The following is a 17,741-nucleotide window of genomic DNA, read 5'->3' as shown; positions in this document are numbered from 1 at the left end:
ATCAAAGGCCTCGCTCCGCGTCTCCACAATATGTTAATGAACTTCATCAAAGCCCCGGGACTTACCCCCAAAGCGGCTGCAAATATAAACCGGTTTTTTTGTTTGTACAACCCCTAGGCAATTTTTTTTGAAAAGGTTAGGAATATTCATTTTATGAGGTCTAGGGCAAATGCCCAAAAAGCACCTGTTTAAAGCATGTAACGCTCTACTACCACCTTTCTAAATTGATAAAAATAACACTCAAGAAAATCCTATATACCCATGTTATAGTATAAGGCAATACTGGAAAAAGTATTGAAATTGGAAGAAATTCTTCTAAGAAAAGAAATTCCAGACCAAACCAAAACGAATTACAAAGTCCCGATAGGGATAGTTTGGAGCCGAATAAAAATCAAAGTTTCCTCCAAAAGAAGAGTTAAAATGCTCGGCTTTGAGATATATCCTGGTCTGCTTTACCCGGGCATTGATGAAAAAATCCAGTAGTGGATATCCTCCAAAACTTTCGGTATTTTGAATATAGAATTCCCCAAGGAGCGGATTATACCCATCCATGTTATACGCCGTGAAATACTTAAACGTAATACCCGTCTGCAAGTACATGGCCTTTTTAAACACATCGGAAGAGAAATACAAGGTATTCCTCGTTACCAACTGAGGAACATTGAGCACACTATTAGTTTGCGAAACATTCTGGTACATCACGGTATTGTTTAGTGCAAAACCTCCCAATCTAAATTCCTTGTTATATTTTATTTTCAAGTGGTTTACGCTATTACCTTCTTGAAAGGGCCTTATATTGCCTAATTCCATTCCTTCATCTACCGGAGTTCCCGAATCGGATGTGAAGTAGGTATAGTTATCCAAAGTGGTGTACTTGGCCGTTATATTGCCCCAAAACCCAGAATTAAAATTAACCTGAATGTTATTCACCCTTTGATTTTCAAATATGGCGGTATTCTGCCAGTTGTAATTCTCATATTCACTTTGATAAAGCAAAAAATTGAAGTTTGGCATCCTGGATGAGGAATGGATAGAAACCCTTAGATTATTATTTTCGTTAAACCGATAACTGGCAGAGGCATCTAGAATACTACCGGTCAAACTTCCAGATACGTTGTATTTCATATCTCCCTTTACCTGAAAACCTCCAATTTGTTTTTCATACTTGGCCCCAACTGCGATTTCCTCTCCTTTTAACTGATTATTAATTTGCTGTGTATCATTTATCAGGATACTATTAAAGAAGTAATTGTAATTGTACAGACTAATATTCCCTTGAAGCCGCCCCAGAATTGTATTGAAGAATTCCGCACTAAATTCATTAAACATGGTCTTAAGATTGGCCTTATCGTTGACATCGGAAAGAAAGGCATTCCCAAAGTAATCATTATTGGCCGTTTGTATGTACTGGTAATACTTGGTTTCATAATTGAATTTGTGACCAATGGTCAAAGACGTGGCTTCCACCATTGAAGAGTCTCGATTGCTTCTCAACAACTTATATTGATGATCCAAGAAATAACGTTTCCCCAATATCTTGTTGTTGGCATCGGTAAATCTGACATCAATCCTAGAACGATCCCTAAATTCATCGTCCTCACCACCGGTTTCAAATTGTTCCCTGTTCAGCAATCCCCCGTTCTCCTCCGTCTCTATATCCTGTGCAGCAATATGCGCCCGTAAGTTATATCGTCCATTTTCAGTGATGTAATTGGTAGTCGTCCTGAAGTTTCCAGACTCCGCCTGATCAAAAGCATACTTTCCCAAAGATCTAAAACCTTTATAGGCAATGGAAAAATTGAGTCTCCTGGAGGTATTAAAGGTTAGCATGGCATCCAAAAGTTGGCCTTGTTCAAAAGTTGTCTTGAAAAAGAGATCGGTCATGGGAGTAGGGACATCATAATACATAATGTCCTCCATCTCCATATAATTAAAGTGAAGCGCTTCCGCCCCCAACAAAGGATATAGGTTCCTACGATCAAAATCGACGCCCAATTTATTATAGGGTTGGCCTACATTGGAAAAAGGCATAAGTTCAAAATCGTCCTTTCTTAAATAATTATAGCGGTATTCCTTTTGTATGGTCAAAGTGGTATCCACAAAAGTGGTGTCCCGTGCGTATGAAATTATCTTATAATCCTTAATGGTCAATTCCTGGACAGGGGCTTCCATATTTTCGTTTCCCGGTTTTATCATCCTTTCCCCCAAACGAGAAGTATCCAGTTCCTTGGGCGGCGGAATGGAATCTTCCTGTCCATAGAAAGAGAGTCCGAAAAACAGTAAGAACAGGAGTGGAAAATATTTCATTAAATCCGATGACTGCCCCATCAAAGAAGCATTAAACAGGTCCCGTTATAAGCCGGGATTACTACAATGAACCATTTTGGCAACTGCATGAACCAGTATATCAAAACAAGTTTCGCGGACAAAGTTAATTTTTTTGTTCGTAATGAAATGTGAAAGTTTTCCCAGTCTGCGCGGGATAACCTTAAAGTCGGCACAAATAATTTTCCATTAAAATTTACTATACTTGTAGAGTACCTTGACCAAAACCTTTGTCCATTGTTAGAGCCCTTTTACCACGACATTGATGAAATCGGTACCGACGAAGCTGGTAGGGGTTGTCTGGCCGGTCCGGTTACCGCTGCCGCGATACTTCTTCCAGAGGGTTTCAAAAATGACGTTTTAAATGATTCCAAACAGCTTTCACATGGTAAGCGAAACACTTTGAGGCCAATCTTGGAAAAGGGTTGCATCTGCTATGGTGTGGCCCACATATATCCCGAAAAAATTGACGAAATCAATATTCTTAATGCTTCCATCTTGGCTATGCACAAAGCCATTGATTCATTGCCAGTTACACCAAAGTTCATCATAGTTGATGGGAATCGGTTCAAGGCTTATAAAAATATTCCGCACAAAAGCATCGTAAAAGGAGACAGCAAGTATATGAGCATTGCAGCGGCATCCATATTAGCCAAGACCTACAGGGACGCCTATATGGAAAAGTTGCATAAAGAATTTCCCATGTACAACTGGAAAAAGAACAAAGGTTATCCGACCCGTGAACATCGGCAAGCCATCCTTAAATACGGCACTACGAAATACCACAGAAAAAGTTTTAGGTTATTACCAGATCAATTGACCTTAGAGTTTTAAAAGTTTACTTTTACGGTAAAGTATTTTCATGAAGTCCAAAATCCTTATCCTTGGTTTTCTTTTTCTGATTTTCGGCTGCCAAAAAGAGAATAAAACCGCTTCGTCCTTTTTGGAACTTGTTCCTGTTAATCCGTCGCTGCTCATCAAAATTAATTCTTTTGATAGCTTTAAGGAAAGTCTTAAGAACAACGATTTCCTAAAACGTTTTGAGTCTTCAAAGACTTACAAGGGTATAGCCGAAATTGTAGATAATCTCAACTATGTCCAACCCCAAACTTCGGGTTTACTTGCTTTTTCAGAATCCATTGATAAGGAATGGGGGTATACTTTCATCACCGATTTTAGTCCGAATGTAATACACTTGGACAGCATAAAAAACAAGACGGTAGAGAGCTTTGCCCAAGGCAGGGAAGAGATAGATAGGTACACTATAGATGGAACTGTATTTTTTGCATCTCGCTTGGACGATAAAATAGCAATAAGTTCATCACAGGCAGTATTGGAGGATTTATTGGAGAATTTTGGAAAGGTCGAAATTCCCAAGGAACTGCAAAGGCTGTATAGAGCTTCGGGAGTTACAAAACCTGCTTCCCTTTTTATGGATATGGATGAAAACGCAGAGCTTCTTGAATCTATTTTGAAAGACAATCCTGGAATTGATATAACAAATTTTTCGGATTGGCTAGCCTTGGATATTGACCTGCAATTAGATCAAATCAATTTAAGGGGAATGAGTATGGTTCGGGATTCGACCCAAAACTACCTGGACCTTTTTAGGAATACTACTCCCTTGGTCAATACTATTCAAAATTTTGCTCCAAAAAATAGCGAGGCCATTCTGTCCTATACATTTAATGACTACCGGACGTTTGCCAAGAACAAACAGGGATATTTAGGATATTCCATACCCGAGGATTCCTTATTTACCACGGTAGAGGAAATTGGGCTTATCTATCTTAATTCCAAAAAAGCGGTACTGCTGAATACTTTTGGGTCCGAAACCATTGCGGAATTTTTAGGAGAGATGCAGGTAGGGTCCCTTGATTTTCAAGGCAACGAAATTCTGGAATTGGGCCAAAGTGATTTTTTAGAAAAATTGCTTTCTCCACTTGTCAAGGATTTTGATGCACATTATGTCACGGTTCTAGACAACGCCTTCATTTTTGCAGGGGAAAAAGAAATTTTACAAACTGTTATCCGAAGTTATAAAAACAACAACACCTTTAGAGACACCCCCGTCTATGAGACAGCTGTGGAAAATATTGCATCAGAATCCACGGTTTTATATATCTCTGATTCCAAGGGCATAAAGAATCTGCTGGATACTCATTTTTCGAAAACCTTCGTTCAGGATTTTGCCAAATCAAAGCTCCAATCCACGGTATATGCGGCGCAGGTGGTAGCCGATAAGGACATTTTTCATACGAACGCCGTTGTACGTAATATAACACCCAAAAGATCCAATAGGCGCATTTCCAAGTCGTTTTCTAAAAACCTGGAAAGTGAAATTGCCACAAATCCGCAATTTGTTGTCAATCATAATACCAAAACAAAGGAAATTGTTGTTCAAGATGAGGACAACACCCTACATCTTATTTCGAGGAACGGCCAGACACTTTGGAGCAAAAAATTGGATGGCCGTATCCAAGGCCAGGTGCATCAAGTAGATATTTATAAGAATGGTCGCCTACAGCTTGCTTTTACCACCAACAATCAATTTTTGATTTTGGATAGAAATGGAAAGGAGGTTAGGCCTTTTGTAAAATCATTTGAGGGTGGAAACTTGAGACCCCTTGCGGTCTTTGATTATGATGGAAATAAGGATTATCGATTTGTGGTGGTGCAAAACGAAAAAATCTTTATGTACAACAACAAAGGGGACATCGTAACCGGCTTCACCTATACCAGAGCTGAACATTCTGTTCTCAACGCTCCGAAGCATTTTAGAATAGGGAAAAAGGATTATTTGACATTTAAGCTTTCCGACGGCAGTCTAAAGATTTTAAGTCGTGTAGGTAAGGTCCGGGTAAAGGTGGATAAAAAGATAGATTTTTCGGAAAACGAAATATATGTGTACAAGAATAAGTTTATTGCCACGGATAAAAAGGGGATTTTGTACCAAATTGATGAAAGGGGAAAGACGACCGAGGCCAATCTGAATCTAAATGAGGATCACGGCCTGGATGCCACCAACAAAACCCTTGCGCTCATAAACAACAACGAACTCAGTATAAAGGGGAACAAGGTAGAACTAGATCTGGGTGTATATCTGCCCCCAAAAATCTTTTATATCTATGATAAGATATATGTTACCCTTACCGATATTCAAAACCAAAGGGTTTATCTTTTTGACAGTAACGCGAAGCCCATTCCCAATTTTCCGATTATAGGTACTTCTCCCATAGATTTAGGCGATGTGGACAATAACCGGAGATTGGAAGTTGTCGTAAAGGACCAGGACAATTCCTTTATCATGTACAGTATGAATTGATCACTTCAATCCCCATTTATACAGCATTTCCTACCAACCATACATATCTTTCTCTTTGGACAAGGATGGTTTTTAAATTTAAATGAACACAAAAAAATCCCCTGAATCTTCTCAATTTTAATGAAGCGTTAAAAATACGATATGCGGTACTGAAAAGTCCAGACCTAAAAATGCTCCGTAAGTATAAACGCACATCCAAGGTGAAGGATATTTTGTATTTTTAAAAGGCATCAATTTAGTACTAGAATTATGAAAAAATTAAGCAAAATCATCAAAATAGCAGCGACCTTTTTCCTTTTTTTAGGGTTTGCGCAAACCGCAAATGCCCAATTTCTGAAAAAACTTGGTAAACGCGCAGAGAGAGCGGCTGAAAGGGCCGTAGAGCGAAGGGTTGACAAAGAGACTACGGAAAAAACCGATCAGGTATTGGACAGTATCCTAGAACCAGGTTCCAAGGGAAGTGGTCAGGGAGGAAGCCCCATACCACAAAGTACGGAACCCAATTCGGGTTCCAATTCTGGTGGTACCAGTGATGGTAATCCAGGAATGGGGCAAACCGCCGAAAAATCGATTACCGTTTATAGCAAGTTCGATTTTGTCCCTGGGGACAAAATGCTATTTTTTGATGATTTCGCAAACGACTTCATTGGGGATTTTCCCTCAAAGTGGAACACCAATGCCGGAGGGGAAATTATCACTATGGGCGATTCTCCCCAAAAATGGCTCGAACTTAAGTCAGGATACAACATTTATTATGTGCCCGATGTACCAAAATTGCCGGAGGAATATACTATTGAATTTGATATAGGTGCCGTGGGCCTGGATAAACAAACCTCTTCAACTTCCCAACTTAGGATTACCCTAAGTGATGACGACAAATTTAAGGAGGGAACAAACTATGGTTTCGCCGAAATCCCCTTTTGTCAGTATGCCGCAATTGGGGTTACCGTTGAAAACAGAATCAATGGAAAAAGGGAAATACGCAGTACGGTCAAAGCTGATTTACGTGATGAAATCCTAGATATGCCACACGTATCGATAGCCGCCAACAAACAGCGCTTCAGGCTCTGGATCAATGAGGTGAAATATTTGGATGTACCCAGACTGTTACCCGCTGGAGCTGTGTTACATACCGTGAAATTTCACGTGAACAATCTTAAGGACGGGAAAGAAAGGGTCTTTATTACCAACCTTAAAGTGGCCGAGGGGGGTGTGGACCTACGCCGTAAGTTAATCTCAGAGGGCAAAATATCGACCAATGCAATTTTGTTCGAATCGGGTTCGGCCAATCTAAAACCGCAATCCATGGGGGTTATTCGGCAAATATCCCAAGTCCTTCAGCAGGAGACCGCCATGAAACTCAAAATTGTGGGGCATACCGATGCCGATGGTAACGATGCTTCCAATATGGAGCTTTCCAAAAAGAGGGCGGACGCCGTAAAAAGCGCCTTGGTATCCGTGTATAACGTTTCTTCCGATCGTTTAATGACCGAAGGCAAAGGTGAGACCGAGCCCGTAGGGGATAATGGCACTGTAGACGGAAAGGCCCAAAATAGGAGGGTAGAATTTATTAAGCAATAATTTATTACGTTACTTAGCTATGAAAAAGACCATATTAGGGTTGACCTTTGCTTTACTGTTTGGAACATATACGGTGGTATCCCAAGATAGCTGCAGTAAATACTATCCCCTAGTTGAGGGAACCACGTTTCAATATACCATGTACAATAAAAAGGGGAAGAGCGAGGGTGTTACCGACTATACGATTACCAATGTAGACAATTCCGGAGGTGAGACGCGTGCAACGATGTCCATGAAGTTTGCCGATAAAAAGGGAAAGGAAGTTTTTACCTCGGATTACACCTATACCTGTACCGGAAATGGGATTAAAATTGACTATAATTCCCTACTACCGGAGGCCATGACCAGTCAGTTCAAGGATATGGAATATGAAATAACCGGTACGGATATTGAGCTACCGAACAACTTAAGCGTAGGCCAAAGCTTGGATGATGCCAACGTAACCATGGCCATCAGCATGGCCGGTATGAGCATGAATATTGAGGTGAACATGATCAATCGTAAAGTGGAGAAAAAAGAAAACGTTACCACTCCTGCAGGCACTTTCGATTGTTATGTGCTTTATAATGATACCCAGTCCAAGACCATGGGCGCCACCCAGACCTTTCCATCCAGATTATGGGTGGCAGAAGACATCGGTATGGTCAAACAAGAAACCTATGATAGAAATGGAGCCGTCACCAATAGTATGGCACTTACGCAGTTGAGCAAGTAAAAGAAAACAATATCGATTTGATGAAAGGCCAGGCTTACACCCTGGCTTTTTGTTGGATTAATTCCGCTTCAAAGAGCGCCGCAAAATGCTTGAGCAATTTTGGTTTTACCTGCTCCATATCCACGTCGCTTTTTCCCAATTCCACATTTAAGGAAGTAACGGCCTTATCCTGTATACCACAGGGAATCATATGGTCAAAATAACCTAGATCCGCGTTTATATTCAATGCAAAACCATGCATGGTAACCCATCGGCTGGCTCTAACACCCATGGCGCAGATTTTACGAACATAAGGAGTACCTACATCCAACCATACCCCGGTCTCCCCTTCGGAACGTTCCCCCTTTAGCCCGTATTCGGCCAGGGTTAAAATGACCATTTCCTCCAAAAATCGAAGATACTTATGAATATCGGTAAAGAAGTTGTCCAAATCAAGGATGGGATAGCCCACAATCTGTCCGGGACCGTGATAGGTGATGTCACCTCCCCGATTTATCCTGTAGAACTTGGCTCCTTTTTCAGCCAGTTGTTTTTCGTCCACCAGCAAATTATCGATGTTCCCACTCTTGCCCAAGGTATACACATGGGGGTGCTCAACGAACAAAAAATGATTGGGGGTATTTAATGTGGTTCCTTGTCTTCTATTTTTGATTTTTAGGTCCACGATTTCTTGAAAAAGTGTTTCCTGATACTCCCAGGTCTTTTTATAATCCTGAAATCCCAAATCTTGTATTGCCACCTTTTTGTTCATACCGGCAAAGATACGATGATAACGTAACTTTTTCGTCTCCCTTGAATAGATCGGAACAGCCTAGGAGAACTTCTAATTAGGATTATTTAAAATCACAAGTGCTGCGATAACCCCGGGAACCCATCCACATAAGGTGAGTAAAAAGACAATAAGAATAGAGCCGCATCCCTGATCGATGACGGACAAAGGTGGGAATAAAATGGCCAATAAGACTCTAAAACAACCCATTTTCAAATTTCTTTTGATTGATGTACCTATAGGACGCAATTTTACGCCATTTGTTACGCAAAACCTGTATTTTTATTCTGTATTCGACGCATATTATATGTCAACAAAAACACTGTTTTTTTTACTATTTTTCATAATCCTTAAAAGCCAGGGGCAGTATCGTTTTGATGGACAAATAAACCTAGATGAAGGTAAGACGGTATATCTCTCCTACATTGAGGATTATAGAAAGCTTTCCAGAATCTATATAGATCAAATCATCCGGAAAACGGAGGTTGACTCATTAGGCAGGTTCAGTTTCAAGGGAACCAATCTTCCGGAAGAAAATCGAATTTATAGACTACATCTGGATGGTTGCGATGTGGAGTCCAAACCAAATCCTCACATACTTGGGGTCTGTGATTTTAGTCAGAGTGTACTCTTTATAGCAAACAACTCGGATACCCTAAACTTTTCAAAATCGCCCAATGGACAAACATTTTGTCAAATTGCTTCTACGAACCCTTCTTCCGACGACCTCTTACAAATAGAATCCCTGAAAGAGGAGATGATTGTCGATTTTAATGATTTTAATAGTGAAGCCAACAGAAAAATCAATTCGGAGAAATGGTTTACAAGCTTACAGGAATTTGGTTTACGTCTTAATGAGCCCTTGGCAGAACTTTTTATTTATGACTTCTTATCGGACAGAAGAAATGAAACTTATTCCTACTACTTAAAAGACCTCAACGACAACCTATATTATGACCATCTACTTGAACGTCTCAAAAAGGGATATCCCGAAACGGCATATACGCAGTTGTACGAAAATGAAATCCATCTGGACGAACAAATTGCTTCGGGCAAGGACACAGCTATTTTTACATGGAAATGGATTTTGGCCTTTATCCTAGCGCTTTCCTTGTTGCTGAACCTGTATTTGTTGTTCCAAAGAAAAAGATCTAGAGAAATAATAAAGAAGGGTATCTTGGAAAAACTCACGTTTCAGGAGCAGAAAATTGTACATGAAATTCTAAAGGAAAAGACCAACAAGGAAATCGCGACAGACCTTTTTATTAGTGTGAGCACTGTAAAAACACATATTAACAATCTGTACAAAAAACTGAATGTTTCCAAAAGAGAGGACATTAAGGGGTTATTCGAGAATCAAAATTAAAAATCCACCTGGGGTCTAGTCCCTATTTCCAACACCACTTCCTATTCATCTAATTATTTATGCATGATTTTCGAAATCTAAACTTTAAATCGAAATTCATGAAAACTAGTGTATTCTTATTTTTCACAGTGTTGGCTACCGGCCTCTTTGGTCAAAATCAAGAAGTCTTTCTTAAAGATGGAAGGCCATTCCTTTTGGGGAAAATTACGTTGGAAGCCTTCGAAAAGGAGCCCTACCGGAATTGGTATCAGAAATCGTACCTGGATTATGGCGTAGATGAGACGCTAATACGCCTTTTTAAGTTGAAACTGGCCGATTGTCGAATACAACTCTTTTTAGGCACCTGGTGCGGGGATAGCAAGCGTGAGGTACCCCGATTTATCAAAATCCTGAGAGAAGCCGATTTCCCTCTGGAAAATTTGGAAATCATTGCATTGGATCGTAGAAAAGAGTGGTACAAAAAAAGTCCCGGGGGAGAAGAAAAGGGTAAGAACATCAAAAAGGTGCCGACAATGCTTTTCCTAAAAAACGGAACAGAAATAAACAGAATTGTAGAAAGTCCTGTGGAGTCATTGGAAGAAGATATGGCACTCATTTTAAATGGGGACAAGTACGTGCCCAACTACGCCGTAAAAAAACAATAGCACCTTACCTCAATTATCTTTCAATAGTCCTTCTATATAGTAGTCTGGCACAAAACTAATTTTTCGGCGTATTTTTGCTATTTGTGCCGATGTCCAATTAAGAATACAAAATGTTGGGTAGACTATTGAAAGGTAATCTTCTTTTAATTGCATTTGTCGCGGTGCTTGGGCCTGCCTGTAGTACGGATGCCATGATGGATTCCGAAAGCATGGAACCCGAAAGGAACAGGCAATCCAGCGCATCCATAGGGTACCTTGCGTTAGGCGATAGCTACACGGCAGGAACCGGTATAGATCCCCAAAAAAGCTTCCCTAAACAACTACAACAGGCCTTGGCCCAAGAACTCAACAATGGGGTTACACTGCAAGTAGTCGCGAGGGCAGGATGGCGTACTGATAACCTAATTGATGCCTTGGCAGAGGAAACACCGGCAGATAGTTACGATTTGGTTACTTTATTGATCGGGGTGAACAATCAATTTCAAAATCGTCCCTTTGCGCAATACGAGGACGAATTTCCAAAACTTCTGGACAAGGCACTGAATTTGGTAGGCAACGACCCAGAGCGGGTAACGGTAATTTCCATCCCGGATTATTTCTTTACCCCATTTGGACAAGATCTTGGTTTTGAGAACATATCCGAGGAAATCGATAATTATAACAATTTCGCAAGCGCCATAGCCGAGCAGAATGGTATTCCATTTGTGGATATTACCGACATTTCCCGCAATGGTCTTGAAGATACTTCCCTGGTCGCAGGAGACAACCTTCATCTTTCCGAAAAGGCCTATCAAATGTTCCTGGATCGAATTGTTCCAGGTGTCGTGTCCAAATTGAAAGATTGACGCAAACAGTCTATATTTGCAGCCTTAACTACATACAAATGCAACTTTCGGAGCAAGAAATCATAAGAAGGGAGAAATTGGACAAGTTGAGGGAGATGGGTATAGACCCATATCCTGCCGCATTGTATCCTGTAAATGCTACCTCAAAATACATCAAAGAAGCGTATGAGGAAGGAAAAAAGGTAGTTATTTCCGGGCGATTGATGTCGCGCCGTATCCAAGGAAAAGCTTCTTTTGCGGAATTACAGGATAGCCTAGGCCGAATCCAAGTATACTTCAATCGCGATGAAATTTGCCCTGGGGAGGACAAGACCCTATACAACGAGGTGTACAAAAAGTTGTTGGACATAGGGGACATTATTGGTGTGGAAGGGGAACTTTTCACCACCAAAGTGGGGGAAAAAACGGTGATGGTAAAGGATTTCACGGTATTGAGCAAAGCATTGCGTCCCCTACCCTTACCAAAAAAAGATGCTGAGGGAAACACTTACGATGAATTTAACGATCCGGAATTACGTTATCGCCAACGCTACGTGGACCTAGTGGTAAATCCGTCCGTTAAGGAGACCTTCATCAAAAGAACCAAAATAACCAATAGTATTCGGGAATTTTATAACAACAAAGGGTATTTGGAAGTGGAAACCCCTATTCTACAGCCCATTCCGGGTGGAGCGGCCGCGCGTCCATTCCTTACCCATCACAATGCTTTGAATATTCCATTATACTTGCGCATCGCCAACGAGTTGTATTTAAAGCGCCTTATCGTAGGTGGTTTTGATGGAGTCTATGAATTTTCCAAGGACTTCAGGAACGAGGGGATGGACCGTACCCATAATCCGGAATTCACCGTAATGGAGCTTTACGTGGCCTACAAGGATTACAATTGGATGATGGATATTACGGAAGAATTGTTGGAAAAAGTAGCCTTGGACGCCAATGGCACTACAAAAGTAAAAGTGGGTGAAAAGCAAATTGAATTTAAGGCACCTTATCCCCGAGTTCCCATTTTGGAAGCCATCAAGATTCACACGGGTTTTGATGTTGCCGGGATGGATGAGACCCAATTGAGGGAAGTGGCCCAGAAATTGCAGATAGAGGTAGATGAAACCATGGGAGTAGGTAAATTGATCGATGAGATTTTTGGCTCAAACTGTGAGCATCATTATGTACAACCTACCTTTATTATCGATTATCCAAAGGAGATGAGCCCTTTGACCAAGGAGCATCGTAACAACCCGGCCTTAACGGAGCGCTTTGAGCTAATCATCAATGGCAAAGAAGTTGCCAACGCCTATTCTGAATTGAACGATCCCATTGATCAGCGCGAACGCTTTGAAGAGCAGCTAAGATTATCCGAAAAAGGGGACGATGAGGCCATGTTCATTGACCAGGATTTTCTAAGGGCCCTGGAATACGGTATGCCCCCCACCTCCGGTATCGGTATCGGTATTGACCGTTTGGTAATGCTCCTGACCGATAATTCCTCCATCCAGGAAGTGTTGTTCTTTCCGCAGATGCGGCCCGAGAAAAAGCAAGTAGAATTATCCGAGGAAGAAAAGACCATAGTAGCCCTTTTACAACCGGAAGGAAGTATGGATTTGAATGAGCTTAAATCCCAAGCCGGCCTTAGTGGCAAAAAATGGGACAGATCCATGAAAGCACTTTCCAAAAATGGAATCGTACAAGTCGTGGTGGAAGGCGAATCCAAAATCGTAACCCTTAAAGATTGAAATCCTGTCCTGGTTGAAAATCAGGTTTTAGTTGCACAGTGTTGCGTAATTTTAAAACCCGATTTTTCAAAATATGCCTATATTTATAAGCCTTTCCAAATCATTGGATTGTAAATGAAAAGGAAGATTTATATAGGAGCAGGTATTGGTATGGCCATGGGTGCCCTTGCCCTTCTTTGGAATTCGTTAAAGCCTACCGAAAAAGTTGACTTCAGCACACAGATAAAACCCATTCTCAATAACAAGTGCATTACTTGCCACGGAGGTGTTAAAAAAAATGGAGGGTTTAGCCTCTTATTCGAAGAGGAAGCCTTTGCCGTTACCGAATCCGGTAAGCCGGCCATTATTCCCGGGGATGCCTCAGGTAGCGAGTTCATAAAACGCTTGAAGGAAGAAGATCCCGAACTTCGCATGCCTTATGAGAAAGCCAAACTATCCGATGAGGAGATAGACCTCCTAACACGCTGGATAGACCAGGGAGCCAAATGGGGGGAACATTGGGCGTATTCGCTTCCCGAAAAAGTGGACGTCCCCACCTGGACCAACGAGGCGGGTTTTACCTTTGAAAAATCGTCCGAGTTTCTTCAGAACAACATTGATAATTTTGTCCTTGCCCGTTTGGAAAGTGAGCAAGTGGGCCCCAATCCCCCGGCCCAGAAAAGTGTTATTGCCCGAAGACTCGCCCTGGACCTTACCGGTTTACCTCCTAGTGGGAAACTGTTGCTAGAGTTCGAAAATGGGGCACTTTCCTATGAAGCTTTGGCGGATACCCTATTGGCACAAAAGTCCTACGGGGAAAAGTGGGCAACCTGGTGGTTGGACCTCGCCCGCTATGCGGATTCAAAAGGTTATGAAAAGGATATGGGCCGATCCATTTGGAAATATCGGGATTGGGTTATCGATGCCTTTAACGAAGATCTGCCCTATGACCAGTTTACTTTGGAACAATTGGCAGGGGACCTTTTACCTGATCCAAGTACTGACCAGTTAATCGCCACGGCCTTTCATCGAAACACCATGAACAATGATGAGGGCGGTACAGATGATGAGGAATATCGAATTGCCACCGTCATCGATAGGGTGAATACCACTTTTGAGGTCTGGCAGAGCACCACCATAGGCTGCGTACAGTGCCATGGCCATCCTTATGACCCGTTTAAGCATGAGGAGTATTTTAAGCTTATGGCCTTTTTCAACAACACTAGGGACGAAGACACCCCAAGTGAAGGCCCGGTACTCAAATTCTTTGATTCTGAGCAGCGGCAGGATGTAGACAAGGTACTCAATTGGATTTCGAAAAATGGCACTCCAAAACAGCACAAAACCTACAAAGACTTCATGCAGTTCACCGAACCGGTGTATAAATCGCACTTTTTTCAAGAAATTACCAATGGGTCCTACGATGACCATGCCTCCGTGGTACTTTGGGACGATGGCAACTGCATTCTGGAAAACGGTTACACCAACAATGCAGGCCATGTATATTTAAATTATCGTTCGCATTATGACGGGACCCGGATGATCATACGTGAAGGGGATGCCAACGGACCTATTTTAGGGCAGTTTACCATTAATAAAGCGAAGAACAATACAACCTCCCAATTTCCGATAAAGAAGATAGATCACAAGGCCAATCTCTATATTGAGATACAAAATAATTCAGCGGCTAAAGAGGCCAACATTATCAATATCTATTGGATTGCGTTTTTGGAGGATATGCCAGGACAGGACAAACCCGGATGGTATGGGATAAACAAGGCTTTTTTGAAAACCTTGAATACCAACACGGCTGTCACTGTACCTATTTTGGCCGAAAACCCATCCTATATGCAGCGTACCACCCAGGTTTTTGATCGGGGTAGCTGGCTATCCAAGACCGATACGGTTCAACCAAGTACTCCCGGAAGCCTAAGCGAATGGAACCCGGAATGGCCCAAAAATCGATTGGGCCTCTCCAAATGGATTGTTGACAAAAAAAATCCTTTGACCGCCCGTACATTGGTAAATAGGATATGGCACCAAATTTATGGCAGGGGCTTGGTGGCCACGATTGAGGATATCGGTTCACAGTCCGATGCCCCTTCCCATCCTGCCCTTTTGGATTGGCTCTCGCTTCGTTTCATGAACGAGCATAACTGGAGCATGAAGGCGTTGATAAAGGAAATTGTTCTTTCGGGTACTTATCGTCAAAGTTCAAAGAGTACCCCGGAAATGCATCAGAAAGATCCGCACAACGAATTGTATGCCAGAGGTCCCAGGGTTCGATTGGGGGCAGAGGCCATTCGCGATCAGGCATTGGCTGTTTCCGGACTTTTGAGTGAAAAAATGTACGGCCCCGGGGTAATGCCACCTCAACCCGATGGCGTCTGGCAAACCGTTTACAATGGGGCCCAATGGGAAGAAAGCAAAGGTGAGGACCGCTACAGAAGAGGGGTCTATACCTATTTGAAACGGACGAGCCCCTACCCTTCATTTTTAACCTTCGATGCCGGTAGTAGGGAGGTCTGTACCATTCGCCGAATCGTCACCAACACACCCCTACAGGCCTTAGTGACCCTAAACGATCCGGTGTATTTGGAAGCATCCTATGCGCTTGCCAAGAATACCAGGGTTGTGGATGACATCGATAAGAGTATCGCCCAAAGTTATAAAAGGGCTACCTATAGCGATATTTCGCCGAACAAATTGGAAGCATTAAAGGCATTGTACCAGGAATCATTATTGGAGTTCCAGGAAAATGAAGAGGCCAATACACTTTTTTTGCATTTTGATGATAAACCAACTCCAGAATTAAGTGCCTTGACCGTAGTGGCCAATGCCATTATGAATTTGGATGAATTTTTAACAAAAGCCTAGTTCCATGCAAGACCATGTCCAAAGATTGATCCAAGAAAAAGTTGTCCGGGAAACACAGGCCAAAACCCGAAGGCACTTTATAAAAAGTTGTACCCAGGGCATGGGAGGTTTGGCGTTAAGCTCCATTTTTATGGGATGCGACCCTTTGGAAAAACCCAAGGCCAAAAATCCTATGGCATTTTCCGAACGTGACCTGAACCCTTTGGCAACCTTGGCTCCCCCATTTGCCCCAAAGGTAAAGTCGGTCATTTATCTACACATGGCCGGAGCACCCTCGCAACTCGAAATGTTCGATTACAAACCACAACTCCAAAAATATCATGGGCAGGACTGTCCCCAGTCTTTGTTGGAAGGAAAGAAATTTGCCTTTATCAAGGGCACCCCAAAACTGATGGGGCCCCAGGCCGAATTCAAGCAAGAGGGCGAATCGGGTAATTGGGTCTCCAATTTTATGCCTCATTTTAAGAAAGTTGTGGATGAAGTCGCTTTTTTAAAAGCGGTACATACCGATCAATTCAATCATGGCCCCGCGCAGCTGTTTATGCATACAGGCAGTGCTCGATTAGGCAGGCCAAGTATCGGTGCTTGGGCCACCTACGGATTGGGCTCTCCAAATCAAAATCTTCCCGGTTTTGTGGTATTAACCTCCGGGGGCAATACCCCGGATGCCGGGAAAAGTGTTTGGGGTAGCGGATTCCTACCATCCGTTTACCAGGGTGTTCAATGTCGTTCCAAAGGAGATCCTGTACTCTATATAGAAGATCCGGAGGGTATGACCCGAGATCTAAAAAAAAGTACTATTGATGCTATTAACAAAATCAACAAGGAAGAATACACCAAGTATGCGGATCCGGAAATCTTGGCCCGCATCAACCAATATGAAATGGCCTACCGCATGCAAATCGCGGTACCAGAGGTGATGAATATCAATAATGAACCTGAAAATGTCCAACAGATGTACGGTGTTGAGCCGGGCAAGGAGTCCTTTGCCAACAACTGTCTCTTGGCACGTAAACTAGTGGAGGATGGGGTACGTTTTGTACAACTTTTTGATTGGGGATGGGATACCCACGGGAATGTTCGAGAGGGATCAATTGATTTAGGCCTACGTAATAAGTGTCGGGAAATAGACCGGCCCATTGCGGCATTGATCTTGGACCTTAAACAAAGAGGACTGCTGGATGAAACCCTGGTGGTCTGGGGCGGTGAGTTCGGCCGAACCCCTATGCAGGAAAACCGGGGCAATAAAAAAATGGCTTATAAGGGCCGAGATCATCATGGGGACGCCTTTACCATGTGGATGGCCGGAGGCGGTATCAAAAAAGGCGTTTGCCATGGCAAAACGGACGATATTGGGTTCTCCGGTATAGAAGGCCGGGTTTCCGTACATGATATCCATGCCACCATTCTACATCTACTGGGCTTTGATCACGAACAATTTACCTATGAATTTCAAGGGAGACATTTTCGATTGACCGATGTGGAGGGAGAACTTATCAAAGAGATTTTAGCATAAAGGATAGCAGGTTAACTATGGGAGAATTAGGATGCAAAAGGTAAGCCGGACCAACAAGCTCAAAATAAA

Annotated in this window: 13 protein-coding genes; 10 read left to right on the top strand and 3 right to left on the bottom strand. The window is 42.3% G+C overall.

Going from position 1 to position 17,741, the window contains the following annotated elements:
- Positions 1-315: 315 nt before the first annotated feature.
- On the bottom strand, positions 316-2,328 hold the full coding sequence (locus Q0993_RS03340; RefSeq protein ID WP_299529714.1) for a putative porin: 2,013 nt from the start codon (positions 2,326-2,328) through the stop codon (positions 316-318).
- 234 nt (positions 2,329-2,562) lie between these two features.
- On the opposite strand from Q0993_RS03340, the gene Q0993_RS03335 reads away from it, so the two are divergent.
- The 4 genes from Q0993_RS03335 to Q0993_RS03320 all read left to right on the top strand — a co-directional run bounded on the left by Q0993_RS03335 (position 2,563) and on the right by Q0993_RS03320 (position 7,946).
- Complete coding sequence (locus tag Q0993_RS03335) at positions 2,563-3,159, top strand: ribonuclease HII (protein ID WP_299529712.1); 597 nt, start codon at positions 2,563-2,565, stop codon at positions 3,157-3,159.
- A gap of 28 nt (positions 3,160-3,187) precedes the next feature.
- Entirely contained in the window at positions 3,188-5,650 is a 2,463-nt protein-coding gene (locus Q0993_RS03330; RefSeq protein WP_299529711.1) for a ribonuclease HII, read from the top strand.
- Positions 5,651-5,899: 249 nt separating this feature from the next.
- On the top strand, positions 5,900-7,231 hold the full coding sequence (locus Q0993_RS03325) for an OmpA family protein (protein WP_299529710.1): 1,332 nt from the start codon (positions 5,900-5,902) through the stop codon (positions 7,229-7,231).
- Positions 7,232-7,250: 19 nt separating this feature from the next.
- Positions 7,251-7,946 (top strand): hypothetical protein, encoded by a 696-nt coding sequence (locus Q0993_RS03320; RefSeq protein WP_299529709.1) that lies wholly within the window; start codon positions 7,251-7,253, stop codon positions 7,944-7,946.
- 34 nt (positions 7,947-7,980) lie between these two features.
- Here the strand turns inward: Q0993_RS03320 and lipB are convergent, their stop codons facing one another.
- Complete coding sequence (gene lipB / locus Q0993_RS03315; RefSeq protein ID WP_299529708.1) at positions 7,981-8,697, bottom strand: lipoyl(octanoyl) transferase LipB; 717 nt, start codon at positions 8,695-8,697, stop codon at positions 7,981-7,983.
- A gap of 72 nt (positions 8,698-8,769) precedes the next feature.
- Positions 8,770-8,925, bottom strand: coding sequence for a YqaE/Pmp3 family membrane protein (locus Q0993_RS03310; protein WP_299529707.1), 156 nt, complete (start codon positions 8,923-8,925; stop codon positions 8,770-8,772).
- Between Q0993_RS03310 and Q0993_RS03305 the strand changes: the two genes are divergently transcribed.
- The 6 genes from Q0993_RS03305 to Q0993_RS03280 all read left to right on the top strand — a co-directional run bounded on the left by Q0993_RS03305 (position 8,897) and on the right by Q0993_RS03280 (position 17,672).
- Positions 8,897-10,081, top strand: coding sequence for a LuxR C-terminal-related transcriptional regulator (locus Q0993_RS03305; RefSeq protein ID WP_299529706.1), 1,185 nt, complete (start codon positions 8,897-8,899; stop codon positions 10,079-10,081). The two genes, Q0993_RS03310 and Q0993_RS03305, sit on opposite strands and share 29 nt — an antisense overlap.
- A 98-nt stretch (positions 10,082-10,179) precedes the next feature.
- The gene (locus Q0993_RS03300) at positions 10,180-10,725 is read left to right on the top strand and encodes a thioredoxin family protein (protein WP_299529705.1); all 546 of its coding nucleotides are present in this window, start codon (positions 10,180-10,182) and stop codon (positions 10,723-10,725) included.
- A gap of 110 nt (positions 10,726-10,835) precedes the next feature.
- The gene (locus Q0993_RS03295) at positions 10,836-11,570 is read left to right on the top strand and encodes an SGNH/GDSL hydrolase family protein (RefSeq protein ID WP_299529704.1); all 735 of its coding nucleotides are present in this window, start codon (positions 10,836-10,838) and stop codon (positions 11,568-11,570) included.
- A 38-nt stretch (positions 11,571-11,608) separates the two neighbouring features.
- On the top strand, positions 11,609-13,300 hold the full coding sequence (lysS, locus tag Q0993_RS03290; protein WP_299529703.1) for a lysine--tRNA ligase: 1,692 nt from the start codon (positions 11,609-11,611) through the stop codon (positions 13,298-13,300).
- 114 nt (positions 13,301-13,414) lie between these two features.
- On the top strand, positions 13,415-16,156 hold the full coding sequence (locus tag Q0993_RS03285) for a PSD1 and planctomycete cytochrome C domain-containing protein (RefSeq protein ID WP_299529702.1): 2,742 nt from the start codon (positions 13,415-13,417) through the stop codon (positions 16,154-16,156).
- 4 nt (positions 16,157-16,160) lie between these two features.
- A complete protein-coding gene (locus Q0993_RS03280) occupies positions 16,161-17,672 on the top strand; it encodes a DUF1501 domain-containing protein (protein WP_299529701.1) in 1,512 nt (503 codons plus the stop codon).
- Positions 17,673-17,741: the final 69 nt, after the last annotated feature.

It is taken from the genome of Ulvibacterium sp., from assembly GCF_028285715.1.
In the GTDB taxonomy this organism is placed as follows: Bacteria; Bacteroidota; Bacteroidia; order Flavobacteriales; family Flavobacteriaceae; genus Ulvibacterium.
Note: the sequence above shows the minus strand (reverse complement) of the source record. Positions and strands in the feature narration are given on the sequence as shown.

Bases quoted from the DNA above. Each gene is read 5' to 3' on its own strand.
- Q0993_RS03295 (WP_299529704.1), top strand. From the start codon at position 10,836: ATGTTGGGTAGACTATTGAAAGGTAATCTTCTTTTAATTGCATTTGTC.
- Q0993_RS03330 (WP_299529711.1), top strand. From the start codon at position 3,188: ATGAAGTCCAAAATCCTTATCCTTGGTTTTCTTTTTCTGATTTTCGGC.
- Q0993_RS03305 (WP_299529706.1), top strand. From the start codon at position 8,897: ATGGCCAATAAGACTCTAAAACAACCCATTTTCAAATTTCTTTTGATT.
- Q0993_RS03310 (WP_299529707.1), bottom strand. From the start codon at position 8,925: ATGGGTTGTTTTAGAGTCTTATTGGCCATTTTATTCCCACCTTTGTCC.
- Q0993_RS03300 (WP_299529705.1), top strand. From the start codon at position 10,180: ATGAAAACTAGTGTATTCTTATTTTTCACAGTGTTGGCTACCGGCCTC.
- Q0993_RS03320 (WP_299529709.1), top strand. From the start codon at position 7,251: ATGAAAAAGACCATATTAGGGTTGACCTTTGCTTTACTGTTTGGAACA.
- lipB (WP_299529708.1), bottom strand. From the start codon at position 8,697: ATGAACAAAAAGGTGGCAATACAAGATTTGGGATTTCAGGATTATAAA.
- lysS (WP_299529703.1), top strand. From the start codon at position 11,609: ATGCAACTTTCGGAGCAAGAAATCATAAGAAGGGAGAAATTGGACAAG.
- Q0993_RS03285 (WP_299529702.1), top strand. From the start codon at position 13,415: ATGAAAAGGAAGATTTATATAGGAGCAGGTATTGGTATGGCCATGGGT.
- Q0993_RS03280 (WP_299529701.1), top strand. From the start codon at position 16,161: ATGCAAGACCATGTCCAAAGATTGATCCAAGAAAAAGTTGTCCGGGAA.
- Q0993_RS03340 (WP_299529714.1), bottom strand. From the start codon at position 2,328: ATGGGGCAGTCATCGGATTTAATGAAATATTTTCCACTCCTGTTCTTA.
- Q0993_RS03325 (WP_299529710.1), top strand. From the start codon at position 5,900: ATGAAAAAATTAAGCAAAATCATCAAAATAGCAGCGACCTTTTTCCTT.